The 26,717-nt window shown below is 72.7% G+C and carries 26 protein-coding genes and 2 tRNA genes; 12 read left to right on the forward strand and 16 right to left on the reverse strand.

Going from position 1 to position 26,717, the window contains the following annotated elements; genetic code table 11:
- Positions 1-1,248, reverse strand: a 1,248-nt coding sequence (locus ACKUB9_RS12580) for a YifB family Mg chelatase-like AAA ATPase (RefSeq protein WP_410824675.1), incomplete at its 3' end; no start/stop codon positions are given.
- A gap of 242 nt (positions 1,249-1,490) precedes the next feature.
- Here ACKUB9_RS12580 and ACKUB9_RS12585 point away from each other — a divergent pair.
- The gene (locus ACKUB9_RS12585; protein WP_407522384.1) at positions 1,491-1,637 is read left to right on the forward strand and encodes a hypothetical protein; all 147 of its coding nucleotides are present in this window, start codon (positions 1,491-1,493) and stop codon (positions 1,635-1,637) included.
- Between the two features lie 340 nt (positions 1,638-1,977).
- Here ACKUB9_RS12585 and ACKUB9_RS12590 read toward each other — a convergent pair whose 3' ends face one another.
- Together ACKUB9_RS12590 and ACKUB9_RS12595 are read right to left on the reverse strand one after the other, a co-directional pair.
- Positions 1,978-2,304, reverse strand: a complete 327-nt coding sequence (locus tag ACKUB9_RS12590; protein ID WP_407522386.1) for a BrnA antitoxin family protein — start codon at positions 2,302-2,304, stop codon at positions 1,978-1,980.
- Positions 2,291-2,563 (reverse strand): BrnT family toxin, encoded by a 273-nt coding sequence (locus tag ACKUB9_RS12595; protein ID WP_407522388.1) that lies wholly within the window; start codon positions 2,561-2,563, stop codon positions 2,291-2,293. The genes ACKUB9_RS12590 and ACKUB9_RS12595 overlap by 14 nt, the downstream gene beginning before the upstream one ends.
- 229 nt (positions 2,564-2,792) lie before the next feature.
- On the opposite strand from ACKUB9_RS12595, the gene ACKUB9_RS12600 reads away from it, so the two are divergent.
- Positions 2,793-2,868, forward strand: a tRNA-Ile gene (locus ACKUB9_RS12600).
- A gap of 34 nt (positions 2,869-2,902) precedes the next feature.
- Here the strand turns inward: ACKUB9_RS12600 and ACKUB9_RS12605 are convergent.
- From ACKUB9_RS12605 to ACKUB9_RS12615, 3 genes are read right to left on the reverse strand one after another with little or no spacing between them, the layout of a single operon-like run.
- Positions 2,903-3,220: a DMT family transporter gene (locus ACKUB9_RS12605; protein WP_407522390.1), complete on the reverse strand. Its 318-nt coding sequence runs from the start codon at positions 3,218-3,220 to the stop codon at positions 2,903-2,905.
- A 49-nt stretch (positions 3,221-3,269) separates the two neighbouring features.
- Positions 3,270-4,208: a DMT family transporter gene (locus tag ACKUB9_RS12610; RefSeq protein ID WP_407522392.1), complete on the reverse strand. Its 939-nt coding sequence runs from the start codon at positions 4,206-4,208 to the stop codon at positions 3,270-3,272.
- Between the two features lie 27 nt (positions 4,209-4,235).
- Complete coding sequence (locus ACKUB9_RS12615; RefSeq protein ID WP_410825820.1) at positions 4,236-4,877, reverse strand: glutathione S-transferase family protein; 642 nt, start codon at positions 4,875-4,877, stop codon at positions 4,236-4,238.
- A gap of 210 nt (positions 4,878-5,087) precedes the next feature.
- On the opposite strand from ACKUB9_RS12615, the gene ACKUB9_RS12620 reads away from it, so the two are divergent.
- Positions 5,088-5,975: a LysR family transcriptional regulator gene (locus tag ACKUB9_RS12620; protein ID WP_407522396.1), complete on the forward strand. Its 888-nt coding sequence runs from the start codon at positions 5,088-5,090 to the stop codon at positions 5,973-5,975.
- A gap of 49 nt (positions 5,976-6,024) precedes the next feature.
- Here ACKUB9_RS12620 and serA read toward each other — a convergent pair whose 3' ends face one another.
- Positions 6,025-7,275, reverse strand: coding sequence for a phosphoglycerate dehydrogenase (gene serA / locus ACKUB9_RS12625; protein ID WP_407522398.1), 1,251 nt, complete (start codon positions 7,273-7,275; stop codon positions 6,025-6,027).
- Positions 7,276-7,463: 188 nt separating this feature from the next.
- On the opposite strand from serA, the gene ACKUB9_RS12630 reads away from it, so the two are divergent.
- Positions 7,464-8,057 carry an SCO family protein gene (locus ACKUB9_RS12630; RefSeq protein WP_407522400.1) on the forward strand — a complete coding sequence of 198 codons (594 nt, stop codon included), beginning with the start codon at positions 7,464-7,466 and terminating at the stop codon, positions 8,055-8,057.
- A 22-nt stretch (positions 8,058-8,079) separates the two neighbouring features.
- On the opposite strand, the gene ACKUB9_RS12635 is transcribed toward ACKUB9_RS12630, so the two are convergent.
- Entirely contained in the window at positions 8,080-9,915 is a 1,836-nt protein-coding gene (locus tag ACKUB9_RS12635; RefSeq protein ID WP_407522402.1) for a glycosyltransferase family 2 protein, read from the reverse strand.
- A 110-nt stretch (positions 9,916-10,025) separates the two neighbouring features.
- Between ACKUB9_RS12635 and ACKUB9_RS12640 the strand changes: the two genes are divergently transcribed.
- Positions 10,026-10,874 (forward strand): transporter substrate-binding domain-containing protein, encoded by an 849-nt coding sequence (locus ACKUB9_RS12640; protein ID WP_407522404.1) that lies wholly within the window; start codon positions 10,026-10,028, stop codon positions 10,872-10,874.
- Positions 10,875-10,884: 10 nt separating this feature from the next.
- On the opposite strand, the gene mtnA is transcribed toward ACKUB9_RS12640, so the two are convergent.
- Together mtnA and ACKUB9_RS12650 are read right to left on the reverse strand one after the other, a co-directional pair.
- A complete protein-coding gene (mtnA, locus tag ACKUB9_RS12645) occupies positions 10,885-11,982 on the reverse strand; it encodes an S-methyl-5-thioribose-1-phosphate isomerase (protein ID WP_407522406.1) in 1,098 nt (365 codons plus the stop codon).
- Between the two features lie 119 nt (positions 11,983-12,101).
- The gene (locus ACKUB9_RS12650; RefSeq protein ID WP_407522408.1) at positions 12,102-13,787 is read right to left on the reverse strand and encodes a methyl-accepting chemotaxis protein; all 1,686 of its coding nucleotides are present in this window, start codon (positions 13,785-13,787) and stop codon (positions 12,102-12,104) included.
- A gap of 570 nt (positions 13,788-14,357) precedes the next feature.
- Here ACKUB9_RS12650 and ACKUB9_RS12655 point away from each other — a divergent pair.
- Positions 14,358-14,434: transfer RNA gene (locus ACKUB9_RS12655), tRNA-Pro, on the forward strand.
- A gap of 25 nt (positions 14,435-14,459) precedes the next feature.
- The gene (locus ACKUB9_RS12660) at positions 14,460-14,768 is read left to right on the forward strand and encodes an ETC complex I subunit (protein ID WP_238235137.1); all 309 of its coding nucleotides are present in this window, start codon (positions 14,460-14,462) and stop codon (positions 14,766-14,768) included.
- Positions 14,769-14,872: 104 nt separating this feature from the next.
- On the opposite strand, the gene ACKUB9_RS12665 is transcribed toward ACKUB9_RS12660, so the two are convergent.
- The 5 genes from ACKUB9_RS12665 to ACKUB9_RS12685 all read right to left on the reverse strand — a co-directional run bounded on the left by ACKUB9_RS12665 (position 14,873) and on the right by ACKUB9_RS12685 (position 19,192).
- Positions 14,873-15,943 (reverse strand): spore photoproduct lyase family protein, encoded by a 1,071-nt coding sequence (locus ACKUB9_RS12665; protein ID WP_407522447.1) that lies wholly within the window; start codon positions 15,941-15,943, stop codon positions 14,873-14,875.
- Between the two features lie 91 nt (positions 15,944-16,034).
- Positions 16,035-16,745, reverse strand: a complete 711-nt coding sequence (locus tag ACKUB9_RS12670) for an SHOCT domain-containing protein (protein WP_407522411.1) — start codon at positions 16,743-16,745, stop codon at positions 16,035-16,037.
- Positions 16,746-16,798: 53 nt separating this feature from the next.
- Positions 16,799-18,040, reverse strand: a complete 1,242-nt coding sequence (locus ACKUB9_RS12675) for a KpsE/RkpR family capsule polysaccharide export protein (RefSeq protein ID WP_407522413.1) — start codon at positions 18,038-18,040, stop codon at positions 16,799-16,801.
- An 82-nt stretch (positions 18,041-18,122) separates the two neighbouring features.
- Positions 18,123-18,776, reverse strand: coding sequence for an ABC transporter ATP-binding protein (locus ACKUB9_RS12680; protein ID WP_407522415.1), 654 nt, complete (start codon positions 18,774-18,776; stop codon positions 18,123-18,125).
- A 242-nt stretch (positions 18,777-19,018) separates the two neighbouring features.
- On the reverse strand, positions 19,019-19,192 hold the full coding sequence (locus ACKUB9_RS12685) for a hypothetical protein (RefSeq protein WP_407522417.1): 174 nt from the start codon (positions 19,190-19,192) through the stop codon (positions 19,019-19,021).
- Between the two features lie 170 nt (positions 19,193-19,362).
- Here ACKUB9_RS12685 and ACKUB9_RS12690 point away from each other — a divergent pair, with 170 nt between their 5' ends.
- The 3 genes from ACKUB9_RS12690 (at position 19,363) to ACKUB9_RS12700 (ending at position 24,480) form a co-directional block, all read left to right on the forward strand.
- Positions 19,363-20,022, forward strand: a complete 660-nt coding sequence (locus tag ACKUB9_RS12690) for a TetR/AcrR family transcriptional regulator (protein WP_407522419.1) — start codon at positions 19,363-19,365, stop codon at positions 20,020-20,022.
- On the forward strand, positions 20,022-21,239 hold the full coding sequence (locus tag ACKUB9_RS12695) for an efflux RND transporter periplasmic adaptor subunit (RefSeq protein ID WP_410823365.1): 1,218 nt from the start codon (positions 20,022-20,024) through the stop codon (positions 21,237-21,239). The genes ACKUB9_RS12690 and ACKUB9_RS12695 overlap by 1 nt, the downstream gene beginning before the upstream one ends.
- A 118-nt stretch (positions 21,240-21,357) precedes the next feature.
- Positions 21,358-24,480: an efflux RND transporter permease subunit gene (locus ACKUB9_RS12700; protein WP_407522423.1), complete on the forward strand. Its 3,123-nt coding sequence runs from the start codon at positions 21,358-21,360 to the stop codon at positions 24,478-24,480.
- Here ACKUB9_RS12700 and ACKUB9_RS12705 read toward each other — a convergent pair.
- A complete protein-coding gene (locus tag ACKUB9_RS12705; protein WP_407522425.1) occupies positions 24,395-25,084 on the reverse strand; it encodes a phosphatase PAP2 family protein in 690 nt (229 codons plus the stop codon). The two genes, ACKUB9_RS12700 and ACKUB9_RS12705, sit on opposite strands and share 86 nt — an antisense overlap.
- A gap of 128 nt (positions 25,085-25,212) precedes the next feature.
- Between ACKUB9_RS12705 and ACKUB9_RS12710 the strand changes: the two genes are divergently transcribed.
- Positions 25,213-25,743, forward strand: coding sequence for a DUF533 domain-containing protein (locus ACKUB9_RS12710; protein ID WP_407522427.1), 531 nt, complete (start codon positions 25,213-25,215; stop codon positions 25,741-25,743).
- A gap of 6 nt (positions 25,744-25,749) precedes the next feature.
- A complete protein-coding gene (locus ACKUB9_RS12715; RefSeq protein WP_407522429.1) occupies positions 25,750-26,583 on the forward strand; it encodes a DUF1206 domain-containing protein in 834 nt (277 codons plus the stop codon).
- Positions 26,584-26,717 lie beyond the last annotated feature (134 nt).

The following is a 26,717-nucleotide window of genomic DNA, read 5'->3' on the forward strand; positions in this document are numbered from 1 at the left end:
CGCCGCCGCCACCCGGGCGGCGGCCTCGGCCGAGCCCTCGGCGGGCGGGGGCAGGATCAGGTCGGCGGCGGTGACAGCCGGCACCTCGATCTGCAGGTCGATGCGGTCGAGCAGCGGGCCGGAGATCCGGGCTTGGTACTGGGCCATGCAGCGGTCGTTCGGCCCGCGCCGGCAGGCGAAGCCCGGCTCGGTCGCCTGCCCGCAGCGGCAGGGATTCATCGCGGCCACGAACTGGAACCGGGCCGGGTAGGTCACCCGGTGGTTGGCGCGCGCGATCATCACCTCGCCGGTCTCCAGGGGCTGGCGCAGCGAATCGAGCACCTGCGGGTGAAATTCGGGCAACTCGTCGAGGAAGAGCACGCCGCCATGCGCGAGCGACACCTCGCCGGGCCTGGCCCCGATCCCGCCGCCGACGAGGGCCGCCATCGAGGCCGAGTGGTGGGGCGCGCGAAAGGGCCGCCGGTTCGACAGGGCGCCGTCCTTGAGCACGCCCGCCACCGACTGGATCATCGAGACTTCGAGCAGTTCGCGCGGCCCGAGCATCGGCAGGATCGAGGGCAGGCGGGAGGCGAGCATCGACTTGCCGGCCCCGGGCGGCCCGTTCATCAGGAGGTTGTGGGCACCCGCCGCCGCGATCTCGAGGACGCGCTTGGCGCCCTCCTGGCCCTTGATCTCGCGCAGGTCCGCCACGGGTCCGGCGGGCGCCGCCACGGCGGCCTGCGGGCGGGCCATGACCTGCGTGCCCTTGAAGTGGTTGGCGAGCTGGATGAGGGAGCGGGGCGCCAGCACGTCCATGTCGCCCCCTGCCCAGGCCGCCTCCGGCCCCGAGGCCGCCGGGCAGATCAGGCCGAGCCCTCGCGCATTCGCCGCCATCGCGGCCGGCAGCACCCCGGCTACCGCGGTGATGCCGCCGTCGAGCGCCAGTTCGCCGAGCACGCAGTAGCCCCCCAGCGCGTCCGCCGGCAGCGCCCCGATCGCGCCCATCACGGCGAGCGCGATCGGCAGGTCGTAGTGCGAGCCCTCCTTGGGCAGGTCGGCCGGGGCGAGATTGACGGTGATGCGCTTGGCCGGGAGCGCGAGGCCCGAGGCGATCAGCGCCGCCCGCACCCGCTCGCGCGATTCCGCCACCGCCTTGTCGGGCAGCCCCACCACCATGAAGGCGACGGTGCCGGGGGCGATCTGCACCTGCACGTCGACGGCGCGGGCCTCGATCCCCTCGAAGGCGACGGTGGCGACGCGCGTGACCATGCGGGGTTCGTCCGAAGCAGGTTCCGCAAGGGTAGGCGCAAGCGTGGCCGTTCTCAACCCCCGTCCGTGCACGCCCGCGGCCCCGGCGCGGTGCTCAGCCACAAATTGCAAGTTTATCCGCAGACAACCGGCATGGTTTATGCGAGACGAAGGCAGGGCGAGATTTCGCAACGGCCCCGCTGGCACTGCGGCGGCGGTGGAACGTTGTGTCGGCACTCGCCTGCAGCGCGTGAGGAGGCAGCATGACGACCCGCCCCAAGCAGCACCCGCTCCTGGCCATCACCTACCCGGTCGCCCTGCTGACCGGCGCCCTCGTGGTCGGATCCTGGCTCCTCAGCGGCGCCACGGAGGCCGAGGCCGTCGCGGTGGCGGATCTCGGAGAGCCCTGAGGGCGGTCGCGCGCACGCGCAGCCGACCGTCACCGTCTCGAAAGCCGTCACGCCCCACGGCGACGCTGAGGCGCGCGCCTGCGCGCGAGGGACAGGTCGTCCCCCACGCCACCATCACGGGCCGCTTTTTCCTAGCGTGACGGGCGGGGCCGGACCGGCTATGCGTCCCCCGCCCCAGGACCCGTAGCTCCGAGGGCCGGATCTCAACGCTGCTGCCGGCCGCGCCCGCAGACGTTGAGATCTTGTCCCCGGTCGGGGCGGGGAAGCCTCGACGAAGCCGTGCCAGCCGCGCGGGAAGAACGCCGGAACGCCGCACCGGAGGGCCTGCCTCCTGCGCCAGCTACGCGCTCTTGAGCCGCTTCGCCGCGCGCTTCAACGTCTCGTTCACGCGCGTCTGCCACCCCTCGCCGGTCGCCTTGAACGCTTCCACGACATCGCGGTCGAGGCGGATCGTGACGGGCACCTTCGTGACCTCCGCCTTCGGGCGGCCCCTCCGGCGCGTCAGGGCCGCGTAGAGGTCGGGCGGCAGCACCTCGGCGGCTGGCCGCATCCTCGCGAACTGCTCTGCCGTGATCTCGGGGTTGTCCGGGTCCTGCGCGATCCCGGCCTGGATCTCCGCCTCTTCAGCATCCGTGAGGGGCGGAACGCTCGCCTTACGCTTCGTCATATCGGTTCCTCTCGCTCCGGCTGGCCCGCCGCAAACTGATGGCCGAGATGGCCTCGCTGCCGACGAGGGCGAAGACCAGTGACACGAGCCGCCCGTCGAGGAAGCCGACCGCGAGGAAGCGCGGGCGGCCATCCGGGCCGGGCTTGGCCGCCTCGACCAAGGCGCTCGCCCACTCGAACCGGTCCCGCGCATCCGGGAAGTCCATCCGGTGTTTCCGGAGGTTGCTCTCGCGCTTGCGCTCGTCCCAGATCATCAGCATGGGTCAAGCGTTTATGCGAAAAGGCGCGCGGACAGGCTTTTTTGTGCGTACACAAAAGCGAAGCGCGGCGAGGGTGGGATGCGGCAGCCGGCCCCCGGCCGCCGGACGAGGGGCTTGCCGACCGACCGGCGCACGGGTACTCACGGACAGGGTTTCGGCCGTCGATTCTGTCGCCGAAACCCTCGTCGGCCCTCAAGTCCTACGACAAGGGTTTGAGAATAGGGACGAAGGGCCCGTAGCTCAATGGTTAGAGCCGGCCGCTCATAACGGTCTGGTTGCAGGTTCGAGTCCTGCCGGGCCCACCATCCGTTTCCTCCGATGGCGCGAGCAGCCTTTCACTCAGGCATCGACCAGCCTGAGGCAGATCACGCCGCAGACGATGAGGGCGAGGCCGAGGAGACGCGGGGGCGAGGCGCTCTCGCCCAGGGCGAGGATGCCGGCCAGGGCAACACCGAAGGCGCCGATGCCGACCCAGACGGCGTAGGCGGTACCCACGGGGAGGCTCCGCAGCGCCGCCGCCAGCAGGACGAAGCTGGTCACCGCGCTCACGACGCCGACGACGCTCGGCCAGAGGCGGGTGAGGCCGCCGGCTTCCTTGAGCGCGAGCGCCCAGACGATCTCCAGCAATCCGGCGCCGACGAGCATGATCCAGGGCATGGTGGATTCCTGGCGAGGAGAGGAGTGCATTGATCTCACGCGCGAACGGTCACGCGAGGGCGAGGGCGGCGACGCCCGCGAGCAGCACGGCCACGCCTGCGAGCCGCAGGCCGGAGACCGGGCGCCGCGGCAGGCGGAACCAGCCGTAGCGGTCCACCAGCACCGAGGCCGCCTGCTGGCCCGCCACCGTCAGGCCCACCGCCCCGGCGGTGCCGATGACCGGTATGGCGGTGAACACCGTCGTGACGTAGGCCGCTCCGGCGACGCCGCCGAGCCACCCCCACCAGGGCATGGCGTGAAGGCCGGCGAGGCGGGGCCGGGGCTGGCGCAGGAGGGCGGTGGCGAGCAGCAGCACGCCCGCCATGGCGAGGGTCGCGACGAGGAAGCTGACCGCCCCGACCGCGAACGGTGCGCCGAGATCCCGCCGCAGCAGGCCGTTCACCGCGCCCTGGACCGGCAGCACCGCGCCGGCGGCGAGGGCGAGCGCGGTCCAGCCCGGCCGCTCGGGCGAACGCGCGGCCGCACCCGCGCCCACTCCCACGCCCTCCTGGCCCCGCACGATCAGCGCCGCGCCCGCCAGCACCGCGAGCGTGCCGCTGAGGGCCACCGCCGTGGCGGGCTTGGCCGCGACGCCGAGCAGCCCGAAGGTGTCGAGCGCCAGCGAGGCCAGCATCTGGCCGGCGATGAGCAGGCCCACCGTGACCACGGCGCCGAGCCGGGGGAAGAGCAGGAGGGTGGACACCACGTAGAAGGCCGAGGCGGTGCCCCCGGCGGCGTGCCACCACGGCACGCGCGGCAGGCCGGCGAGCGCCGCGAGCGTGCCGGTGAGCAGCGCGACGAGCAGCAGCAGCCCGCTGCCGACGCCGAGTTGGAGGGCGGTGGCGCCGAAGGGGCTGCCCACCGCGCGGCTGAGCTGGGCATTGGCGCCGGCCTGGACGGGGAGCAGCGCGCCGGCGCCGAGCGCCGCGGCCACGAACAGGGCTTCCATGTCGCGGGGTCCTCGTCCGGGCGCCGGTCAGACGGCGGCGGCCCGGGGGGGCTGCGCCGGCACCAGCAGCCCGCGCTGCACGGCGGGGCGCCGGCCGACGGCCGCGAACCAGCGGGCGAGATGGGGATGGGGGTCGAGCGCGAAGCCGAGCTTGCCCACCGCCGCGTTGATCCACGGCCATGTCATCACGTCGGCGAGGCCGTACTCCGCCCCGGCCAGATGGTCGCTGCGGGCGAGTTGCCCGTCGAGGACGCCCAGCACGCGCTGCGCCTCGCGCTCGAACCGGGCGATGACGGCGGGCCATTTCTCCTCGGCGAAGACGGCGAAGTTCCAGTACTGGCCGAGCGTCGGGCCGACATGGGCGGCCTGAAAGAGCATCCACTGCAGAGCGGCCGTGCGCTCCTCCTCGCGCGCGGGCCGCAGCACGCCCGCGCGCTCGGCGAGGTAGAACAGGATCGCCCCGCTCTCCCACACCGTCCGGCCGCGGTCGGGATCCACCACGACCGGGATCTTGCCGTTGGGGGTGAGCGCCCGGAACGCGGGCGTGCGCTGGTCGCCGCGGGCGATGTCCACGACGCGGACCTCGTAGGGCAGGCCGGTCTCTTCCAGCATGATGCTGGCCTTGTGGCCGTTGGGCGTCTGGTCGGTGTGAAGCTGGATCGGGGTCATCGGGGCCTCCCGGGGGACGGGTCGTTCCCCCGTCGCGGTGCCGCGACACTGGCCTGCGCGGACCTGTCAGGCGACGTGTCTGCTCGCCCAGTCGGACTGCAGGAATGCACAGGGTGCGGCGCGCAGCGGGCCTTGCGGATCCGGTGCGTCGAGAAGGAATCGCCCGACAAGGCGCTCGCCTCCGCGGCGCCCGCGCGGTAGTGTTCTGCGATGGCGCACACCCCCCGGCATATCGCGTGGGACGACCTGCACTACGTGCTGGCCGTGGCCGATCACGGCGGCCTCGCGGCGGCGGCCCGCGCCCTGGGGGTGAACCACACCACCGTGCTGCGGCGGGTCAACGCCTTCGAGGCGGCGCAGGGCCTGCGCCTGTTCGAGCGGCTGCCCACGGGCTACGCCCTGACGGCGGGCGGCGAGGAGATGCTGGCGGCGGCCCGCCGGATCTCGGGCGTGGTGACGGATCTGGAGCGCCGCTTGGCCGGCCGCGACCTGCGCCTTGACGGCACCGTGCGGGTGGCGACCACCGACACGCTGGCGGCCTCGGTGCTGCCGCGCCACCTCGCCGACTTCCGGGCGCGGCATCCCGGCATCGTGGTGGAACTGGTCGTCGGCAACCGGGTCGCCGACCTCACCCGGCGCGACGCGGACGCGGCCGTGCGGCCGATGACGGCCCCGCCCGAGGCGCTCGTCGGCCGGCGCGTATGCGGGATCGCCTTCGCGGTGTACGCGGCACCGGGCGCCGAGGCGGGCCCCTGGCTCGTCCCGGACGAGGCGCTGGCGGGCAGCACGGCCGGGCGCTGGGCGCGCACGCACGTGCCGCCGGACGAGGTCGCCGCGCGCGCCGACAGCCTGCTCACGCTGCGCGACCTGGCGGCGGCCGGGCTCGGGCGGGCGATGCTGCCCTGCTACCTCGGCGACGCGGCGGGTCCGGTCGGCCTCGTCCGCCTCGGGGCGGTGCTGCCCGACGCGGCCACCGAGTTGTGGCTGCTGACGCACGAGGACCTGCGCCGCACGGCGCGGGTGCGCGCCTTCCTGGCCCACATGGCCGAGGCGCTGGCGGGCGAGCGCGAGGCGCTGGAGGGCCGGCGCCCCGCCTGAGTCTCCGTCCGGCCTCGCCCCTCGCGCCGCGGCGCGGGAGGCTCCGCCGTCACCGCCGCTCGTAGAGCAGCCGCGCCCGGATCGTGCCGTCGAGCTGGCGGATCTCCTCCAGCAGCGCCTCGGCGTCGCCGTCCACCGCGTCGGTCTCCAGCACCACGTAACCGATCTCGCCGTCGGTCTGGTAGAACTGGGCCGCGATGTTGATGCCCTGGCGGGCGAAGACGTCGTTGAGGCGCCGCAGCATGCCGGGCAGGTTGCGCTGCACGTGGATGTAGCGGGTGCCGAGCGGACGGGCGGCGAGCTGCACCTGCGGAAAATTCACCGCGCCCACCGTCGAGCCGATGTCCGAGTAGTCCACGAGCTTGCGCGCCACCTCGGCGCCGATGCGCTCCTGCGCCTCCTCGGTGGAGCCGCCGACATGCGGGGTGAGGATGACGTTCTCCAGCCCCTGGAGCGGCGAGGTGAAGCGCTCCTGGTTCGAGGTCGGCTCGACCGGGAAGACGTCGACCGCCGCCCCGCGCAGGTGGCCGTCGCGCAGCGCGCCCGCGAGCGCGTCGAGGTCCACCACCGTGCCGCGGCTGTTGTTGATGAGGTAGGCGCCGGGCTTCATCGCCCGGATCTGCGCCTCGCCGATCATGGCGTGGGTGGCCGGCGTCTCGGGCACGTGCAGCGAGACCACGTCGCTCTGCGCCAGGAGGTCGTCGAGGGTGTCCACCGGCTCGGTGTTGCCGTGGCGCAGGCGGTCGGTGAGGTCGTGGAAGATCACCCGCATGCCCATCGCCTCGGCGAGGTTCGAGAGCTGCGAGCCGATGTTGCCGTAGCCGACGATGCCGAGCGTCTTGCCGCGCACCTCGAAGGAATTCGCCGCCGACTTGTCCCAGCCGCCCGCATGGGCGGAGACCGAGCGCGGCACGATGCGGCGCAGCAGCATCACGATCTCGCCGATGACGAGTTCGGCCACCGAGCGGGTGTTGGAGAAGGGCGCGTTGAAGATCGGGATGCCGCGGCGGCGCGCGGCGGCAAGGTCGACCTGGTTGGTGCCCACCGAGAAGCAGCCCACCGCGATCAGCCGGTCGGCGGCCTCCAGGGCGGCCTCGTCGAGCTGGGTGCGCGAGCGGATGCCGAGGATGTGCGTGCCCCGCAGCGCCTCGCGCAGGTCGGCCGGGGGGAGGGCCTTCGCCAGCCGGGTGACGTTGGTGTAGCCGGCCGCATTCAGGAGCGCGACGGCGCTGTCGTTGATGCCTTCGAGCAGAAGAACGCGGATCTTGTCCTTCGGCAGGGAGAGCTTGTCGATCATCATCTCGGGGTCCGGCGGTGCGGGCAGCTGGCGGCGAGCGATAGGAGAGGCGTGCGCGCGACGCAACACGCCACCGCATCGCCGTGCGGAAGGCAGGGCTGCGCCGGGCGCGGGCCGGGGCGACCGCGTGCCCCCTTGCGGCCCGGCCCCGCCCGTGGTGTGGCGGCAGCCTCACGTGCCAGGGGTGCCCGATGCCGCTCTCACCCACGATGCGCCGCGCCGCGATCCCGCTCCTCGTCTTCGTCCTGGGGCTGGCCGCGCTCGGGCTCGTCGCCGTGACCCTGCTCGGCCGGCCAGCGGTCACGGCCAGCGCCGTCGGCGGCCCGTTCACGCTCACGGACCAGACCGGCCGCACCGTGACCGAGAAGGATTTTCTGGGCCGCCCCCACCTCGTCTTCTTCGGCTTCACCCGCTGCCCGGACGTGTGCCCGACCACGCTTCAGCAGATCTCGGACGTGCTCGCCGCGCTGGGCCCCAAGGGACGGGACGTGAAAGCCCTGTTCGTCAGCGTCGATCCCGAGCGCGACACGCCCGCGGCGCTCAAGCAGTACCTCGAGAGCTTCGATCCCCGCATCGTCGGGCTCACGGGCTCGCCGGAGGCGGTGGCGCAGGCCGTCAAGGCCTACCGCGCCTACAGCCGCAAGGTCCCCCTCAAGGACGGGGACTACACGATGGAGCACACCTCGCTCGTGTACATCATGGATGCGAGGAACGGCTTCGTCGGCTCGCTCAACCTGATGCGGCCGGCCGCGGATGCCGCCGCGGAGGTGGCGCGGCAGCTCTGATGAGGCGCGCTTCGGCGGTGCATCACGTCAGCCGCCCGCTGCGCGACGTGGCGGCGAGCCCGTGCTCGGTCTTGTTCCAGCGTGCGGGCGCACGGATGAGCTCGATCAGGCCGAGCCAGGCCGCGGCGCTGACGAGCAGGAAGTAGACCGGCAGGAGACCGACCCAGGGCAGGAGCCCCCACCAGCGCCGCCGGATGCAGCCGACGATGGCGGGCAGCAGCATGGCGGCGAAGCCGGCCAGGAAGAGGACGAGGGCGAGGCCGGTGAGCAGGTTGGCGGCGAGGCTGGTGTCAGCCGGCAGGGGACGGGCCAGGAACCGCCATCCGGCCATCCCGATCAGCACCGGGTAGGCGAGGGCCGACAGGACCGTGCCGGGCACCATCGCGGCGGCGGCCAGCAGGCCGAGCGGCCCGAGCTGCCCCAGGGCGTGGCGCGGGCGGCGGCTGTGGGTGATCGTGGTCTGGACGAAGCCCTTCATCCAGCGGGTGCGCTGGCGCAGCCAGGGGCCGACGCGGGCGGGCGCCTCCTCCAGTGTGGAGAGCGGCAGGTCGCCGACATGGTAGCCGGCGAGCGCGAGACGCAGGCCGAGATCGGCGTCCTCCGTGACGTTCCAGGCGTCCCAGCCGTGCAGCGCCCGCAGGGCCGCGGTGCGGAAATGGGTCGTCGTGCCGCCGAGCGGGACCGGCAGCCGCCACGCCGACAGGGCTGGGACGAGCACGTCGAACAGGGCCGCGTATTCCAGCGTGAAGCAGCGCGTGAGCCAGGAATCGGCGGTGTTGTCGATGACGAGGCGGCCCTGCAGGCAGGCCGTCCGCGGTGAGCTTCCCGCGAAGAGTGCGGCCGCAGCGCGCAGCTGGCCCGGCTCGGGCACGTCCTCGGCATCGTAGACCACGAGGTGCTCCCCGCGGGCGAAGGGCAGCGCGACGTTGAGCGCCCGGGGCTTGGTACGGGGCAGGCCGGGCGGGGCCACGATCACCTCGAACCAGCCGGGATTGGGCACCGCCGCGAGGGCGGCGGCGGTGGCGGGATCGTCCGCCTCGATCACGAACTTCACATCGAGCTTGGCCCGCGGATAGTCGAGCCGCGCCAGCGCACGCACGAGGCGCGGCACCACCCGGGCCTCGCGATGGAGGGCGACCAGCACCGTGTAGACCGGAAGCGCGGCCTCGTCGGCGCGGGCCGCCTCCGGCAGCGGCGCGGGCCGCAGGCACGGCGCGGCGAGGCGGAAGGCCGTCATGGCGAGGAAGAGCAGGTTGAGGAGCGCGAGACAGCCGGCCTGGATCCAGGCCGGTGCGCCGAGCACGAGCGGCACCGCCGCGAACGCGAGGCCCAGGGCCAGCCACTGGGCCGGGTCCGGCCCAGGCCGGAAGGCCCAGGCCGGGGCGCGCCGCTCCAGCCCCTCCGCCGCCTCGCGTGCCGCCGCCTCGCCGCTGCTGCGCAGCAGCGCCGCGTGCAGCACGGAGGGGGCCGTGATGGCGGGACGCGGCCCGTCCTCCCGTCGCAGCAGGCGGGCGATGGCCGGGCCGCGCGGGGCCGCCACCCAGGAGGCCGGGGCGCCGGGCTCCAGCAATGCCGTGCCGGCGGCGAGACGGCTGAGGTGACAGGCATCGGAGGCCAGCGGCAGGTCGGGGCCGAGATAGGGAGTGCCGAGCGCCCGGGCGAGGGCGCGGTAATAAGCCTCCTCCGCCATCAGCCCGGAGGTCAGGAGGGCGGTCGCGCCATCCACCCCGGCGCGCCGGGCCTGCGCGGCGGCGCGAAGCAGCCGGTCCGGCGATACACCCTGCCAGACCAGGAACGCGAGGTCGGGCGGGAGCGCGAGCGCCTGCGCGCGAAAAGCGGATCGGGCCTCGAACGACACCACGGACTCCCCGCGTGACGGGATCGTGCTAAGGGAAGCCTATGGGTCTGCGCCGCGTCATGACATCCCTTCTGCGCGTATCGCGCGGTTTCCGTACAACCGTGGCTTATATGCCGCAAGGGAAGGGGAGTTGGGCGATCGGGCCGACCGCGGCCGTTGCCGCCCTGGCGCCACTCCTGGCCGCGGCCGCCGAGCCGGTCACGATCCCGAATTTCTGGAATCCCCGCGCCCGGCTGGAGCGGCCCGAGCCGCCGCAGACCACCCGGGCGATCCGCTTCCTCACCGACGACGAGTTTCCGCCGCTGCACTTCGCCGGGCCGGACGGCAACCCGACCGGCTTCGCGGTCGAGCTCGCGCGGGCGGCCTGCGAGAAGCTGAACCTGACCTGCACCGTGCAGGCGCGCCGCTTCGACACGCTGCTCGACGCGCTCTCGGCCAACCAGGGCGACGTGGTGGCGGCCTCCGTGCCGCTGACACCGGCCCTGCGGGCGGGCTATCTGGCGACGCGACCGTACTTCCGCTGGCCGGCGCGCTTCGCCGCCCGCACCGATCGGGGCGTGCCGGAGCCGAGCGCGGCGGCGCTCGCCGGGCGCAGCACCGGCGCCGTCGCCGGCACGGCGCACGAGGCCTACCTGAAGGCGTTCTTCCGCGTGACGCCCCGGACCTTCCCGGATCTCGCCTCCGCGGAGGCCGCGCTCCGGCGCGGGGAGATCGACTACCTTTTCGCCGACGGCGTGTCGCTCGCGCTCTGGCTCGGGGGCGTCGACGCCGCGGGCTGCTGCGCCTTCGTGGGCGGCGACTACCTGGAGAACCGCTACTTCGGCGAGGGCATCGGCCTCGTCACCCGCAAGGAGGACGAGGTGCTGGCCCGCGCCCTCGACGACGCGCTCCAGCGCCTCTGGGACGAGGGCAAGTACGCCGAACTCTACCTGCGGTTCTTCCCGGTGAGCCCGTTCTGACCCGGATCGCTCAGGCCGCGGCGCGCCGCTCGGGGTAGAGCCCGAGCAGGCCCTCGGCCGAGGCCGCGCCGACGCCGCGCTCGGTGATGAGGCCGGTGACCAGCCGGGAGGGCGTGACGTCGAAGGCGGGGTTGGCGACCGGGCTGCCGGGCGAGACCACCGCCACGGTGGCGAAGCCGCCCTCGTCGGTGCGGCCGGTCAGGTGCGTCACCTCGCGGGCGTCCCGCTCCTCGATCGGGATCTGGGCCACGCCGTCCGTCAGCGCCCAGTCGATGGTGGAGAAGGGCAGGGCGGCGTAGAACGGCACGCCGTTGTCGTGGGCGGCGAGCGCCTTCAGGTAGGTGCCGATCTTGTTGCACACGTCGCCGGTGGCGGTGGTGCGGTCGGAGCCGACGATGCAGAGGTCGACCGCGCCGTGCTGCATCAGGTGCCCGCCCGCGTTGTCGGCGACCACCGTGTGGGGCACGCCGTGGGCGTTCAGCTCGAAGGCGGTGAGGGCCGCGCCCTGGTTGCGCGGCCGGGTCTCGTCCACGTAGACGTGGACCGGAATGCCGGCATCGTGCGCCACGTAGATCGGCGCCAGTGCGGTGCCCCAGTCGACGGTGGCGAGCCAGCCCGCGTTGCAGTGGGTGAGGACGTTGACCCGCCCGCCCTTGGCGGAGGCCGCCCGGGCGATGAGCCGCGCCCCGTGCTCGCCGATCGCCCGGCAATTGGCGACATCCTCCTCGGCCACCCGTCCCGCCTCCGCGAAGGCTTGGCCGGCGCGGGCGTCGGGCGGCAGCGGGCGCAGGGACGCGCTCAGCCGGTCGAGCGCCCAGCGCAGGTTGACGGCCGTGGGCCGCGTCGCCGCGAGCATCGCCACGGCGCGCTCCAGCCCGGTGTCGCTCGGGTCCCGCCGCAGGCCGAGCGCCAGCCCGTAGGCCGCCGTGACGCCGATCAAGGGCGCCCCGCGCACCACCATGGTGCGGATCGCGTCGGCGGCCTCCTCGACCGTGGCGAGCCGCCGGATCTCGAACGCGAAGGGGAGCCGGGTCTGGTCGATGACCAGGACGGCATCGCCGCCGGGCTCGGGGAAAATGGTGCGGAAGGGCTGGCCGTCGATTTTCATGCGGGGAGTGTTAGCACGCCGCGCCGCCCCTGTGGGAGGCCGCGCGAGCGATGGGTGCCCCACCGCCCGGGCGGCCGTCCGCCCTTACCCCGAGCGGGCACGGCCGGGGCGGGCCGGCCTCACGCCGCCCGCACGGTGTGGAGGAAGTGACCGACCTCGGCGCGCAGCTGCTCGGCCTGACGGGACAGCTCGGAGGCCGAGGCCAGCACCTGGCTCGCGGCGGCCCCGGTGCCCTCGGCGGCTCCGGCGACACCCGCGATGTTGCTCGTCACCTCGCCGGTGCCGAGCGCCGCCTGGCTGACGTTGCGCACGATCTCCTGCGTGGCCGCGCCCTGCTCCTCGACCGCCGCCGCGATGCCGGTCGCCACGCCGGAGATCTCGCGGATCCGCCCGGCGATGCCCTGGATCGCGCCCACGGCCTGCTGGGTCGAGGCCTGGATCCGGGCGATCTGGCCGCCGATCTCGTCGGTGGCCTTCGCGGTCTGGGCCGCGAGGGACTTGACCTCGGTGGCGACCACGGCGAAGCCGCGGCCCGCCTCGCCCGCCCGCGCCGCCTCGATCGTGGCGTTCAGCGCCAGCAGGTTCGTCTGACCCGCGATGGTCGAGATCATCGCCACCACGTCGCCGATCTTGGCCGCCGCGGTGCTGAGATCCTGCACCAGATGCTCCGTTTCGTCCGCCTCGGACACGGCGGCCCGGGCGAGGGTCGCCGAGCCGCTCACCTGGCGGCCGATCTCCTGCACGGAGGCGCCCAGTTCCTCGGCGGCGGCCGCCACCGTGTTGACGTTCGAGGCCGCCTCTTCGGCGGCGGCCGCCACGGCCGAGGATTGGCTGGCCGTCTCGGTGGCGGTCCCGGTCATGCTGCCGGCGGTGGTGTGGAGTTCGGTGGCCGAAGCCGTCACCCGGTCCATGATGCTGCCCACGGCCTGCTCGAAGCGGTCGGCCATCTCGCACATCGCCGCCTTGCGCTGCACCTCCGCGCTGGCGCGGGCGAGCGCCGTCTCCTCCTCGAGCTTGCGTGTCCGGAGCAGGTTCTCCTTGAACACCTGGACGGCCGCCGCCATGGCGCCGATCTCGTCCCGCCGGCCCTGGAACAGAACCTCGACGCGCGCATCGCCGCTCGCCAGCGTGTTCATCACCTGGGTCACCTGCGCGATCGGGCGCGAGACGCGCAGGAGGCTGAACAGGGTCGCGGCGACCGCGAACACGAGCGCGATGCCCATCGCGACGATGATGGCGAAGGAGGCCGTGTCCGCATGGACCGTGCTGGCATCGGCGTCGCGCTGCGCGCCACGGCTGTTGAGGTCGACGATCCGGCGCAGCGTCTCCGAGATCTGCGCGTAGAGCTTGACCGCATCCGGACGGGTCAGGAGCGCGAGCGCCTGGGGCTGTTGCCCCGCATCCATGAACTCGACGACGTCGTTGCTGACGTTCATGAACGTCGTCCAGTCCGCCAGGAACCGGTCGTAGAGCGCGCGCTCTTCGGGCGAGGCGATCAGGGGCTCGTAACGCTTCCGGATGTCGGCGATCTTCCCGAGGATGTCGAGGTAGCTCTGGCGGTTCTGATCCAGGCGCGTCGCATCCGTCGATGCCGTCACCAGTCTGTACTGGAGAATGCGCGTCCGGTTGGCGGCCGAGTCGAGCTCGCCGATGGTCACGACGGATGGAAGCCAGTTCGTCGCGACCTCGGCCACGCTGAGGCGAATGCTGTTCAGTTTCAGCAGCGACAGCGCGCCCTGCCCGATCAGGACGAGCGTGAGCAAGGCGAACAGCCCGGTCAGGGCCGCTTTGATGGAGATGCGCATTCGGGGGCAGTCCTCGATCGGCCCCGGATCCGGAGGCCGTGGTCGGCGGCGATGTAGCACCCAAGGGTTAGTGTATCACTAACTCCCGTACCACCGCACGGTCACAATACCAGAAACAATCCGCAACACGGTAATATCTTTCAGTATAACTCGCTCAGATGATAAGAAACTACATGGAAAAAATCATCCGATGCGGCGAAATTGGTCGAAAATCATCGATGCGCCATCAAACCCGTAAATGATCCAAGATGCCCCATCGCAGAAGACTGCGGCGCTGACGGAGGCACGAGCCGCCGTGCCCGAGGGGGCGGCCCTCGCCGCGGGCCGTGGAGCGGCGATCGTTCGACACGTCGGCGATGTCGGAACGAAGCCGCGACGCGGGGTGGCGGACCCGACGCTCACGGCCCTTCCGTCGGAGTCGCGAACGGGCGGGGACGATCCGTCGGGAGCTGCGCAGCGCCGCTCCGTCCGGACAGGGTCCTCAGGCTGCACCGGCCCAAGGCGGTGTGGCGCGGCTGCCGCTTGCGCGTCACGGCGAAGAACGCTACCTCGCCAAGGCGGTACACCGCACGGGGCGTAGCGCAGTCTGGTAGCGCATCTGGTTTGGGACCAGAGGGTCGCTGGTTCGAATCCGGCCGCCCCGACCACCCGCCTCCCGACGGACCGTGATCGATGTCGAGCGCCCGCATCTACAAGCCCGCCAAGGACCCGTCGCAGTCCGGCATGGCCCGGACCAAGCAGTGGGTGCTCGAATTCGACCAGACGAGCCCGCGCGAGACCGATCCCCTGATGGGCTGGACGTCCTCGTCCGACATGCTGCAGCAGGTGCGGCTCGAATTCGACACCCAGGAGGAGGCGGTGGCCTACGCGACCCGGGAGGGCATCGCCTACCGGATCGAGGAGCCCAAGCAGCCCCTGCGCAAGGGCCTCTCGTACGCGGACAACTTCAAGTACAACCGCACGGCCCCCTGGACGCACTGATGGCAACGGCCGAAGGTGCCGACGCACCCGGCCGGTGATCCAGCTCGGCTTCTCGGCGCCAGGCCGAGGTTTGGCGAACGTCCGGGAAGGCAGCCAACGCTGAGTCAGAACGCGTAGCGCACGCCGCAATAGGGCAGTTCGGCCGCCAGGAGGTCGCGGAAGCGGGCGAGCCAGCGGCCCTTCCAGCCGCTGCGGTAGCGCAGGTTCTCCTGCCCGCCCTCGCTGCGCTTCGCCTCCTGGATGTCGGGACGCCAGAGCAGGTCCTCGGCCTTCGGGTGCCAGCGCAGGTTCACCGCGTGCAGAGCCGCGTTGTGCGTGAGGAAGATGATCTCGGCCTTGAGCTGGCGCCGCGCCGCCTCGCCGAGTCCGGCATCCAGGGCGCGGAAGAGGTCGCGCCAGTCCGCCTCCCAGCCCTCGTAGAGGATCACCGGCGAGAAATTGACGTGCACCTCGTAGCCGGCCCGCACGAAATCGTCGATCGCGGCGATGCGCTCAGGGATCGGCGAGGTGCGCACGTCCACCACCCTGGCGACGCGTTCGGGCATCAGGGAGAAGCGGATGCGCGTGCGCCCCTGCGGGTCGTAGCCCAGGAGGTCGCGGTTGACGAACTTCGTGGCGAAGGAGCCCTTGGCGTTCGGCAGGCCGCGAAACAGCGCCACGAGGTCGTGCACCGCGTCGCAGACGAGCGCGTCCACCGAGAGGTCGCCGTTCTCGCCGAGATCGTAGACCCAGGCCTGCGGGTCGATCTGGTCGGGGGCCGGCAGCATGCCCTGCGCCCCGGCGTGGCGGGCGATGGCCCGGCCGATCTCGTCCCCGTTGACGAAGAGCGTGATCGGGTTGGCGAAGCCCTTGCGGCGGGGCACGTAGCAATAGGCGCAGGCCATCGCGCAGCCGTTGGAGGTCGAGGGCGCGATGAAGTGGGCGCTGCGCCCGTTCGGCCGCATCGCCAGCCCCTTCTTGACCCCGAGCACCAGCGTCGAGCGCTTGATGCGGATCCAGTCCTCCGCCGACCCGGCATTGCCGTGCAGGTCCGGGATGTTCCAGTGCGAGCGCACCGGGATGCGCCGCGCGGCGGGAAAGCGCGCCAGGATCTCGCGCCCCCGTGAAAAGGCCTCGACGGCGGGTTCGAGGTAGATCGTGTCGATGGCGAGGGGAGGAGCGGGGGAACGGGTCAGGGCAGGGCTCGCGCGCGGGCGCCGTCGCGCCCATGCCCCGGGATATGGGGTCGGCGGGCCGGCCGGCCCATCCTGCCGGCCCTGCGACCATTCAGAGCCGCGCGAGCAGGTCGGTCTTCTTCGCGACGAACTCGGCCTCCGTGAGCACGCCCTTGCGGTGGAGTTCGGCCAGCCGTTCGAGGAGCGAGAGGATCTCCGCGCCGGAAGCGGAGACGGCCGGTGCGGCGGTCGCCTGCGCGGATGCGGCCGCGTGCGCGGGAGCGCCCGCGCCGGCCTGGATGGCGGGAGCGGCGGTCGCAGCCTCCGCGGCGAGCGCGACGCGGGGCAGATCCTCCAGTCGGACCGGCCCGTGCTGGCTCGTGAACTGGAGGGTGCGGTCGGCTCCCTGCTGCTGCGACACGCCGCCGATGCGGTGGTCGCCGGTCTCGTAGAGGCTGAGATGACCGCCGGATTCCACCGCGAGGCGGCGCGTCTCGGGGAAATAGGCGTAGCGCTGCCCGTTCTGGTCCCCCGTCGCGGCGGGCTGCCCGAGGCCGGGGGGCCACCACGCACCCGCCGCCGCCGCCGTGCCGGCCAGGGGCGCGAGGTCCTCGCAGAGGGCGGCGACCCGGGCCTTGAGGCCGCCGTTGAACATGTCGCCGATCATCAGCATCCCGCCCGCGGACCATTGCCCCAGACCGCCGAGTTCGGGATGGCTGAACTGCGCGGCGCGACCGCCGCCCCGGGCCAGGGCGTCGCGCAGGTGCCGCGCGGCGTCAGGGCTCACCCCGTGCCGGGCGGCGATCGCGTCGAGGTCGGTCATGGCCGTCTCCCGTTCCGGTCCCGGCGGTCCGGGGCGGGCACCCGGGTCCCCGCTCAGGCGACGAGCTTGCGCAGCATCACGGCACCCCCGAAGGAGAGCGCCGCACCCGCCACCGTGAGGCAGGTCCAGAGCAGCCGGCGCGGCTGCTCGGCCGATTCGGCCACCACCGGCTGCACCACCATGCTGAAGAACTCGATCTGCCGGTCGGCGATCATGCGCGCCCGCTCGCGGGCCGTGACGACGAGCCCGTAGAAGGTCTGGGCGTTCTTGCGCTCGACCTCGAGCTGCTCGAACCGGGTCAGCGCGTCGGCGAGCACCCGGCGCTGGTCGGCATCCTGCGTCGTTGCCTCCCGCTCGACCCGGGTGATGGTGGCGTCGAGCTGCGCGATCTGGGCCTTGAGATCCTGGATGCTGCGCGAGTCCTCCCGCAGGTCGCGCTGCAGCAGGGCGAGCTTCACCGCGAGGTTGATCCGCTGGGCGCGCACCTCGGCCACCATCTTCACGTTGGCCTCGTTGGTCTTCTGCGCATCGAGCACGCCGTCGCGGTTGCGCAGGTCGCGCACCGCCACCTGGAGCTGGGAGAGCCGCTCCTCCGCCCGCTGCAGCTCGCGCTCGCTCTCGGAGAGCGCGTCGCGGCGCATGCGGGCGGTCAGGTCGTTCACCATCCGCTCGCTCTCGGCCAGGATCGCCTGCATGATCGCGAACGATTCCTGCGCGTCGAAGGCGTCGACCGACACCGCGACGATGCCGGAGGTTCCTTCGAGCTTCACCGAGACCCGCTTGTTCCAGTACTTCACCAGCTTCTCGATCGGCTTCTCGGGATCGAAGCGCGAGACGTAGTCGATCGAGTCGCGCGAAAAAATCTGGCGCAGCGGCAGCTGCCGCTCGATCGCCTCCACCATCGGGCGGCTGCGGATGTACTCCGCGACGATGAGCGTGTCCTGGGTGATCATCTCCTTGGGCACGCCCGAGGAAGTGCCGACGCCGTCGCGGGTGGACTTGTCGGCGCCGCCGATCGCCGGCCGGATCGCGAAATGCGCCTCGGTGACGTAGCGGTCCGACAGGTAGAGGCCGAAGAACGCCGCGCCGACGAGGGCGGGCAGCACGAACACGCCGAGGAACAGCAGCGGCGTGACGATGTCGCGGCGGCGGTGCGCCCGCACGCCCCGGATCTGCTGGCGCGGATCGTTGTAGCGCGACACGCGGGCCATCTGCCGCAGCGTCTCCGAGATCATGCGCGAGCGCTCGGAGGGGGTGAGCGGCTGGCCTTGCGGATTGCGGGCGTCGACCGTCATGCAGGCGGGTTCCGGTTCGGTTCGGCGATCGCCGAGGAAGGCAGGGCCGCCGAGGGCGGCGGGCAGAGGGCGGGGCGCCGGCTCACTGGTTCAGGCGCTGATAGACTTCGATGGCGTCGTTGATGTCCGGATAGATCACGGCCCGGCCGTTCGCCAGCACGATGCCCTCCGAGGCGTAGGAGCGCAGCGTGTCCATGTTGTGGGAGCAGATGATGATGTCGGCATTCGCCCGGCGGGTGCTCCACACCTCCTCGCAGCGCTGCTGGAAGCGCGAATCGCCGACCGCCGTCACCTCGTCGATCAGGTAGGTCTCGAACGGGATCGCCATGCTCATCCCGAAATTGAACCGCGAGCTCATCCCCGACGAGTAGGTGCGGATCGGGACGTTGATGTAGTCGCCGATCTCCGAGAAGTCGGCGACGAACTCGAGCACCTTGCGCGGATCCTCCCCGTAGACGCGGGCGACGAAGATCGCGTTCTCCCTGCCGGTCATCATCGGGTGGAACCCGCCCGAGAAGCCGAGCGGCCAGGACACGCGGGTCGTGCGCAGGATGCGGCCGCGGGTGACACTCTCCGAGCCGGCCATGATCCGGATCATCGTGGACTTGCCGGCGCCGTTGATGCCGAGGATGCCGTAATTCACCCCGGACCGCATGGTGATCGAGGCACGGTCGAGCACGGTGCGGCGATGTCCGTTCGTCTTATAGATCTTCGTGACGTTGTCGAAGCGGATCATGGGGTCCGTGGGCGGCACGCGGCGGGCACGAAGGCCGAGCCCGCGACCGCACCCGGCGGATCTGCACCTGCCGGCCTGGGTAAGCGGGGCTCTGCCTTCACCCGGCGCCTACGGAGCGAAAACGGCGAATCTGAGAAGAACGCCGTGCCGCCGCGCGGCCGGCGGCGCACCGTGTCCCGGCCGCCACGGCCGGTGCGATCGTGCCCAGGCCGGCTGCGGCTCAGCCCGGTCCGCGCGGAGGATCAGCCGAGATTGAGCCGGTCGACGGTCGTGCCCCGCAGGGGTTCGGGCAGAGCGGCGAAGTCGGCGTAGCCGGCCTCGCGCGCCATCGCGTCGAGGGCCTGCTGCTCGTCCGCCGCGCACCCGGTCCAGAGCACCGCACCGGTCGCAGCTTGCTTGATCTGAAAGATGGTCACGGCGCGCCTCCCTGTTCGTCCTCGGTGTGTCGCCTCGACAACGCGAAGCGCTCGGCGACGGTTGCGCGCGGCCGAGCACGGCGATGGGCCGTCCCGCAACTTGTGCACAGCTCCGTTTCGGGGTAGAGAATGAACGTTCATTCTCAATGCCGCCCGCCACCGTGACGACCGTGTCGACCCTTCACGCCCGAGAGCCCTCGGCCCGAGAGCCCCACGACCCCGCCGGGGAGCGGCGCATCCGCATCCTCGACGCGGCGGAGCGCTGCTTCGTGCGCAGCGGCTTCCACCGCACCACCATGCAGGACGTCGCGGCCGAGGCCGCCATGAGCCCGGGCAACCTCTACCGCTACTTCCCCTCCAAGGACGCGATCGTGGCGGGCCTCGCCGAGCGCGACCGCGGCATGGTGCAGGAGGGGTTCGGTGCCCTGCCGAGCGGGCCGGACCTGCTCTCCGCCTTCTTCGGCCTCGCCCGCCAGCACCTCGTCGACGAGCCGGTCGAGAAGGCGGTGCTCTGCGTCGAGATGTGGGCGGAGGCGACGCGCAACCCCGCCATGTCGGCGATCTGTCGCGATTTCGAGCAGGAGATGCGCCAGCGCATCACCGGCATCCTGCGCAAGGCCGGCACCGAGGAGCACGGGGCCGATGCGGAGGCGCTGACGGTGCTCATCATGGTCCTGGCGGACGGCATGCTGGCCCGCCGGGCGCTCCTGCCGGACTTCGATCCCGGCCCCATTCTCGACGTCATGCTCAGGCTCGTGGAAGCGGCGCGCGCCGGGCGATTCGATCCGACCCGGGGCGATCGCCCCGCACCCAGTCAGGACCATCCGTGATGCCTCGCCTCCGTCTCCCCGTCGGGGTCCACGCCGCGCCGGTGGCGGCCCTCCTGGCCGCCGCGCTCGCGGCGCCTGCCCTCCCGACGCGCGCGGCCGGGACCGAGCTGCCGGTTCCGGCCGTCACGGTCGCGGTCGCGGCGGAGCGCGAGGTCGTCGAGCGCACGGTGGTCACCGGCACGCTGGTGCCGCGCGACGAGATCCTGGTCTCGCCCGAGATCGACGGCTACCGCATCACCGAACTCCTCGTGGAGGAGGGCGACCGGGTCGCGAAGGGCGACGTGCTCGCCCGGCTCTCGCGCGAGATGCTCGACGCGCAGCTCGCCCAGAACGCCGCCGCCATCGCCAAGGCCGAGGGTGCGGTGGCCCAGGCGCAGAGCACCATCATCCAGGCCGAGGCCGCGCAGGTCGAGGCGTCGCTGGCGCTGGAGCGCACCCGCACGCTGATGAAGAGCGGCAACGCCACCGAGGCGGTGCTGGAGCAGCGCACCGCCACCGCCCGTTCGGCGGACGGCAGGCTCGCGGCCGCCCGCAACGGGCTGTCGATCGCGGAGGCCGAGCTCGTGCAGGCCCGGGCACTGCGCCGGGAGCTCGACCTCAAGCTCGCCCGCACCGAGATCCGCGCCCCCGAGGGGGGCATTGTCAGCCGGCGCACGGCGCGGGTCGGCGCCACCGTGAGCGGCGCGGGCGAGCCGCTCTTCCGCCTGATCGCCCGCGGCGAGATCGAGCTGGAGGGCGAGGTGACCGAGACCGGCATGCCGCGCCTCAAGGCCGGCGCGCCCGCGCGGCTCGACCTCGACACGCCGGAGGGCCCGGTGGCGGTGCAGGGGCGCGTGCGCGCGGTCTACCCCGAGATCGACCGCGCGACGCGGCTCGGCAAGGTGCGCATCCGGCTGGAACCCGATCCGCGGCTACGCATCGGCGCCTTCGCGCGCGGCAGCGTCGAGGTGGCCCGGCGCACCGGCGTCGCGGTGCCGGTCGCCTCGGTGATCTACGGCACCGGGGGCGCCACCGCGCTCGTGGTGGCGGGCGACCGGGTCGAGGCGCGCAACGTCCGCACCGGCCTGTCGGCCGGGAGCCTGATCGAGATCCGCGACGGCGTGAAGGCCGGCGACGCGGTGGTGGCCCGCGCCGGCAGCTTCCTGCGCGACGGGGACCGCGTGCGGCCGATCTTTCCCGCCCAGCCCGCGACCGCCGACGCCGCCGTCCGCCCCTGACGCTCCCTGAGGGGGCGGCGCTCAAGTCTTTGATTTGCCGCATTTTCCGCGACGAACCGGGATCTCCTTCGTCGGACAATGCTCTGGCCTTGCGCCGCCGCCCGAGGACCACACGACGATGCGCCTCAACATCTCCGCCTGGGCGATCCGCAAGCCGATCCCCTCGATCGTGCTCTTCCTCGTGCTGGGGCTGCTCGGGCTCGTCAGCTTCCGCGCCCTGCCGATCACCCGCTTCCCCAACATCGACGTGCCGATCGTCGCCGTCACGGTGACCCAGCCCGGCGCCGCCCCCTCCGAGCTCCAGACCCAGGTGACGAAGTGGGTCGAGGACGCGGTGGCGGGCGTGAAGGGCGTCAAGCACATCACCTCCTCGATCACCGAGGGCACCTCGGCGACGACGATCGAGTTCCGCCTGGAGGTCAACACCGACCGGGCCGTCAACGACGTCAAGGACGCGATCGCCAAGATCCGCATGAACCTGCCGCGGACGATCGAGGAGCCGATCATCAATCGCGTCGAGATCGTCGGCCTGCCGATCATGGTCTACGGCGCCTCGGCCCCCGCGATGACGCCCGAGGACCTGTCGTGGTTCGTGGACGACGTGGTGGCGCGCCAGATCCAGGGCCTGCGCGGCGTCGGCGGCGTGGAGCGCCTGGGCGGCGTCGCCCGCGAGGTGCGCGTCACCCTCAAGCCCGACCGGCTGCTCTCGCTCGGCATCACGGCCGCGGACGTGAACCGGCAGCTGCGCCTGACCTCCGCCGACATGGCGGGCGGGCGGGCTGAGATCGGCGGGCAGGAGCAGTCGATCCGCACCCTCGCAGCCTCCGCGAGCCTCGACACGCTCGCCGCCACCTCGATCGTGCTGCCGGGGGGCCGCAAGGTGCGGCTCGACGAACTCGCCACTCTCAGCGACGGGGCCGAGGAGCCCCGCACCTTCGCGCGCTTCAACGGCGAGCCGGTGGTGGCCTTCGCGATCTCGCGCGCCAGCGGCGCGAGCGACGCCTCGGTGGCCGATGTGGTGGCCAGGAAGATCGACGAGCTGCGCCGCGCCTATCCGGAGGTGCGCTTCGACCTGATCGACACCTCCGTCACCAACACGATCGGCAACTACCACTCGGCGATGCTGGGCCTGCTCGAAGGGGCGGGGCTCGCGGTGCTGGTGGTGCTGCTGTTTCTGCGCGACTGGCGGGCGACGCTGATCGCCTCGGTGGCGCTGCCGCTCTCGGTGCTGCCGACCTTCTGGGCGATGAGCGCGATGGGCTTCTCGCTCAACGCCGTGAGCCTGCTCGCCATCACGCTCGTCACCGGCATCCTGGTCGACGACGCGATCGTGGAGATCGAGAACATCGTCCGGCACATCCGGCTCGGCAAGTCACCCTATCGCGCGGCGATCGAGGGCGCCGACGAGATCGGGCTCGCGGTCATCGCCATCACGGCGACCCTGATCGCGATCTTCGCGCCGGTGAGCTTCATGGGCGGCATCGCCGGCCAGTACTTCAAGCAGTTCGGCCTCACCATCGCGGCGGCGGTGTTCATGTCGCTCCTGGTGGCGCGCCTGATCACCCCGATGATGGCCGCCTACTTCATGCGCGACCACGGCCACGCGGAGGAGCGCGAGGGACCGGTGATGCGCGTCTACGGCCGCGTCGTCGCGTGGTCGGTGCGCCACAAGTACATCACGCTGATCGCCGGCCTCGGCCTGTTCGCGGGCTCGCTCGCCTCCACGCAGCTCCTGCCGGCCGGCTTCATCCCCAAGGAGGACGCGGCGCGCACCCTCGTCGTGGTGGAACTGCCGCCCGGCGCCCGGCTCGACGACACGATCGCGATCACCGACCGGGTGGCCGACCGCATCCGCGGCCTGCCGGAAGTCCACTCGGTCTTCGTGGACGGCGGGCGCCAGCTGCCGGGCAAGAAGGAGATCCGGCTCGCCACCCTCACCATCAATCTCACGCCCAAGAAGGACCGCGCGCGCAAGCAGGCGGACGTCGAGGCGGCGATCATGAGCCTCCTGCGCGAGGAGCCCGACATCCGCTACTGGTCCCTGCGCGAGGGCGGCCAGCGCGACTTCGCGCTGATCGTCGCCGGCCCCGACACGGCGGTGGTGAAGGACGTGGCCGAGCGGATGCAGCGCGAGGTCGCGCAGATCCCGAACCTCGTCAACGTGATGTCGACGGCGCCGCTCGACCGCACCGAGGTGCGCATCCGCCCCAAGCCCGCGGTCGCGGCCGATCTCGGCGTGTCCACCGACACCATCGCCGAGACGGTGCGGGTCGGCACCATCGGCGACATCGGCGCCAACCTCGCCAAGTTCAACGCCGCCGACCGTCAGATCCCGATCCGCGTCCAGCTGCCGATCGAGACCCGCGGCGACCTCGACACGCTCGAAGCCCTCAAGGTCCCGACCAAGAACGGCGGCTCGGTGCCGCTCACGGCGGTGGCCGACGTCACGCTGGGCCGCGGGCCGACCGCCATCGACCGCTACGACCGCGCGGTGCGCGTGGCGCTGGAAGCCAACCTCCAGGGCTCCGACGCCCTCGCCGAAGCCCTCGCCCAGGCGCTGAGCGTGCCGGCGGCCAAGAACCTGCCCGCCGGCGTCGAGATCCGCCAGACCGGCGACGCCGAGATCATGGGTGAGGTGTTCGAGGGCTTCGCGCTGGCGATGGGCGCCGGCCTGATGATGGTGCTCGGCGTGCTGATCCTGCTGTTCGGCTCGTTCCTGCAGCCCCTCACCATCCTGTTCTCGCTGCCGCTGTCGATCGGCGGGGCGATCCTGGGCCTCCTGATCTTCAACCGGCCGATCTCGATGCCGGTCGTCATCGGCATCCTGATGCTGATGGGCGTGGTGACCAAGAACGCCATCATGCTGGTGGATTTCGCCGTCGAGGAGATGGCCCGCGGCGTCGACCGCATCACCGCCATCACGGAGGCCGGCCGGAAGCGCGCGCGGCCGATCGTGATGACCACCATCGCGATGGCGGCCGGCATGGTGCCCTCCGCGATGGCGCTCGGCATCGGCGGCGAATTTCGCTCGCCCATGGCGATCGCGGTGATCTCGGGGCTCCTCGTCTCGACGCTGCTGTCGCTGCTGTTCGTGCCGGCGATCTTCGTGCTGATGGACGACCTCTCGCGGCTGTTCGGCCGCCTGTTCGGGCGCTTCATCGGGGCGGTGGACGAGCCTCCCTCCCATCAGCCTCAGGCCCATCAGCCTCAGGCCCATGCGCCGCCGATGGCGGCGGAGTAGGCGCGGACAGGCGGTCGGCCACCAGCGCCGCCAGCCTCTCGGCAACGACGCCGATCGCCGTGCCGGCCACGATGTCCGCCGGGTAGTGGGCGCCGCGCGGCACCTGGATCAGCGTCACGGCGGTGGCGGCAGCGAGGGCGGGCCCGCGCAGCTCCGGGCAGGAGCGGGCGAGCGAGCGCGCCACCGCGACGCTCACCGCCGCGTGCCCGGACGGGAAGGATTGCAGCGGCCCGCGATCCGGCCGTCCGCGCCGGAAGGCATAGCGGCCCGTCTCCAGCATCTCGTTCGGCCGCGTGCGCAGCAGGAGCCGCTTCAGCGTGGTCTTGACGGCGCTCGCCGCGAGGTGGGCGGCGAGCGCCCGCCCGCCCGTCCGCACGGCCGCGCGGTGTCCCGAGAGCCAGCCAACCGCGAGGAGGCCGCCGCAGAGCGCGAGCAGCGCCTGCTGGCTTCCCGCCTCGCTCACCTGGGCGAGCCCCCGCATCAGCGGGTGGTTCCGGCCGCGCGCGAGGGCGACCGCCAGCGCGATGTCGGCGGCCTCGGCCGCGGACGCCACTTCCAGGTCGACGCTCCGGCCGTCATCGGTGGCGATTCGGAGGATGAGCATGGCCGTCAACGCGGAGCTTGGCCGATCGTGCCCGAGCCAACTGCCGATCGCCGCGCGGATCGCCCAGAAACCGGTGCGGGGCTCGGCCGTTGACGAGCGCGACACCGAGCAATGTGGGAGTATCCGCGATGGCCGAGACGAAGCGACTGGTTGATGCCCTGGTCCGCTCCCGCCGGGGCAGCCTCGCGGGGGGCATCGCGGCGGGCGCGGCGCTGGGCGGCCTCGCCCTCATCGCCGGGCTCGGCTACCGCGTCTTCGGGCGCGAGACGGCGGCGGAGGCGGGCCGGCGCGCCCTCAAGGCGGAGGACGTCAGCGACGACGAGGCGGCCCTGTACCTGCGCGCCATGGTGGCGGCGACCCTGGCGGACGGGATGATCGACGCGCAGGAGCGCGCCCGGCTCGACGCGGCCATGGACGAGGCCGACCTCGACGCGGCGGGCCGCCGCGACCTCGAGCGGCTGATCGCGGACCCGCCGGCCGTGGACGAGATCGCCGACCGCGTGTCGGACCCCGACGCCGCGGCCCGGGTCTACGCGGCGGCGCGCCTCGCCATCGACCCCGACACCGTGCAGGAGCGCACCTTCCTCGGCCAGCTCGCCGATGCCCTCGACCTCGACGCGGACGCGGTCGCCCGGGTCGAGGCGGAGGCGGGAGCCTGACGGGCCATGCTGGACGCCCGGCCCTCCCTCGAACTCCTGGCGCGGGCCGGCTACGGCGCCCGCGGCCTCACCTACTGCCTCGTCGGCGGCCTGGCCTTCCTGGCGGCGATCGGGGAGGGCGGGCGGACCGGGGGCAGCCGCAGCGCGCTGATGGCGCTCCTCGGCCAGCCCTTCGGCCGCGTCCTGCTCGGCGCCGTGGCCCTCGGGCTCGCCGGCTTCGCGCTCTGGCGCGTGATCGAGGCCGTGACGGATGCCGACCGGCGCGGCCGGTCGGCGAAGGGGCTCGCGGTGCGGGCCGGCCACCTCGTCAGCGGCGGCATCTACGGCTCGCTGGCGGTCTCCGTGGCCGGGACGGCGCTCGGTTACGGCCGTGGCGGGGCGGAGGATCAGGCGGCGCGGGACTGGACCGCGTGGCTGCTGCAGCAGCCCCTCGGCGCGTGGCTCGTGGGAGCGGTGGGCGCCGTGGTGATCGGCGCCGGCTGCGCCTTCCTGCTCAAGGGCTGGCGCGGCGACGTCACGCGCTTCCTCGCGCTGCCGGTGGATGCGCGCCCCTGGGCGACGCGGGCCGGCCGCTTCGGCTACGCGGCGCGGGGCATCGTGTTCTGGCTCATCGGCGGCTTCCTGATCGTGGCGGCGATCGAGAGCCGGTCGAGCGCCGTCAAGGGCCTCGGCGGGGCGCTCCGTACCCTGCGCGAGCAGCCCTACGGCGCCGCGCTTCTCGGCCTGACGGCGGCCGGCCTCGCCGCGTTCGGAGCCTTCGGCCTCGTCCAGGCACGCTACCGCCACATCGACCCGCCGGGCCTCGACGACCTCCCGGGCGGACGGGGGAGCGGGCGCTGAAGCCGCCGGCGCCGAATCAGGCGCGGACAGCGCGGGATCCCCTCTCCCGTGCGGGCTAGCATGTTCACACATCGCCGGATGAGGCGCGGGATCTCCTCTCCCCGCGTGCGGGGAGAGGGCTGCTTGCACCTTGT

Source organism: Methylobacterium oryzisoli (assembly GCF_046557895.1).
GTDB classification, from domain to species: Bacteria; Pseudomonadota; Alphaproteobacteria; order Rhizobiales; family Beijerinckiaceae; genus Methylobacterium; species Methylobacterium oryzisoli.

Excerpts from the sequence above, each read along its gene's own strand:
- ACKUB9_RS12660 (WP_238235137.1), top strand. The coding sequence starts at position 14,460 with ATGTCGAGCGCCCGCATCTACAAGCCCGCCAAGGACCCGTCGCAGTCC.
- ACKUB9_RS12630 (WP_407522400.1), top strand. The coding sequence starts at position 7,464 with ATGCCGCTCTCACCCACGATGCGCCGCGCCGCGATCCCGCTCCTCGTC.
- ACKUB9_RS12615 (WP_410825820.1), bottom strand. The coding sequence starts at position 4,877 with ATGACCCCGATCCAGCTTCACACCGACCAGACGCCCAACGGCCACAAG.
- ACKUB9_RS12650 (WP_407522408.1), bottom strand. The coding sequence starts at position 13,787 with ATGCGCATCTCCATCAAAGCGGCCCTGACCGGGCTGTTCGCCTTGCTC.
- ACKUB9_RS12715 (WP_407522429.1), top strand. The coding sequence starts at position 25,750 with ATGCTGGACGCCCGGCCCTCCCTCGAACTCCTGGCGCGGGCCGGCTAC.
- ACKUB9_RS12680 (WP_407522415.1), bottom strand. The coding sequence starts at position 18,776 with ATGATCCGCTTCGACAACGTCACGAAGATCTATAAGACGAACGGACAT.
- ACKUB9_RS12590 (WP_407522386.1), bottom strand. The coding sequence starts at position 2,304 with ATGACGAAGCGTAAGGCGAGCGTTCCGCCCCTCACGGATGCTGAAGAG.
- serA (WP_407522398.1), bottom strand. The coding sequence starts at position 7,275 with ATGATGATCGACAAGCTCTCCCTGCCGAAGGACAAGATCCGCGTTCTT.
- ACKUB9_RS12705 (WP_407522425.1), bottom strand. The coding sequence starts at position 25,084 with ATGCTCATCCTCCGAATCGCCACCGATGACGGCCGGAGCGTCGACCTG.
- ACKUB9_RS12670 (WP_407522411.1), bottom strand. The coding sequence starts at position 16,745 with ATGACCGACCTCGACGCGATCGCCGCCCGGCACGGGGTGAGCCCTGAC.
- ACKUB9_RS12710 (WP_407522427.1), top strand. The coding sequence starts at position 25,213 with ATGGCCGAGACGAAGCGACTGGTTGATGCCCTGGTCCGCTCCCGCCGG.
- ACKUB9_RS12695 (WP_410823365.1), top strand. The coding sequence starts at position 20,022 with ATGCCTCGCCTCCGTCTCCCCGTCGGGGTCCACGCCGCGCCGGTGGCG.
- ACKUB9_RS12585 (WP_407522384.1), top strand. The coding sequence starts at position 1,491 with ATGACGACCCGCCCCAAGCAGCACCCGCTCCTGGCCATCACCTACCCG.
- ACKUB9_RS12605 (WP_407522390.1), bottom strand. The coding sequence starts at position 3,220 with ATGCCCTGGATCATGCTCGTCGGCGCCGGATTGCTGGAGATCGTCTGG.
- ACKUB9_RS12675 (WP_407522413.1), bottom strand. The coding sequence starts at position 18,040 with ATGACGGTCGACGCCCGCAATCCGCAAGGCCAGCCGCTCACCCCCTCC.
- ACKUB9_RS12700 (WP_407522423.1), top strand. The coding sequence starts at position 21,358 with ATGCGCCTCAACATCTCCGCCTGGGCGATCCGCAAGCCGATCCCCTCG.
- ACKUB9_RS12620 (WP_407522396.1), top strand. The coding sequence starts at position 5,088 with ATGGCGCACACCCCCCGGCATATCGCGTGGGACGACCTGCACTACGTG.
- ACKUB9_RS12595 (WP_407522388.1), bottom strand. The coding sequence starts at position 2,563 with ATGCTGATGATCTGGGACGAGCGCAAGCGCGAGAGCAACCTCCGGAAA.
- ACKUB9_RS12610 (WP_407522392.1), bottom strand. The coding sequence starts at position 4,208 with ATGGAAGCCCTGTTCGTGGCCGCGGCGCTCGGCGCCGGCGCGCTGCTC.
- ACKUB9_RS12640 (WP_407522404.1), top strand. The coding sequence starts at position 10,026 with ATGCCGCAAGGGAAGGGGAGTTGGGCGATCGGGCCGACCGCGGCCGTT.
- mtnA (WP_407522406.1), bottom strand. The coding sequence starts at position 11,982 with ATGAAAATCGACGGCCAGCCCTTCCGCACCATTTTCCCCGAGCCCGGC.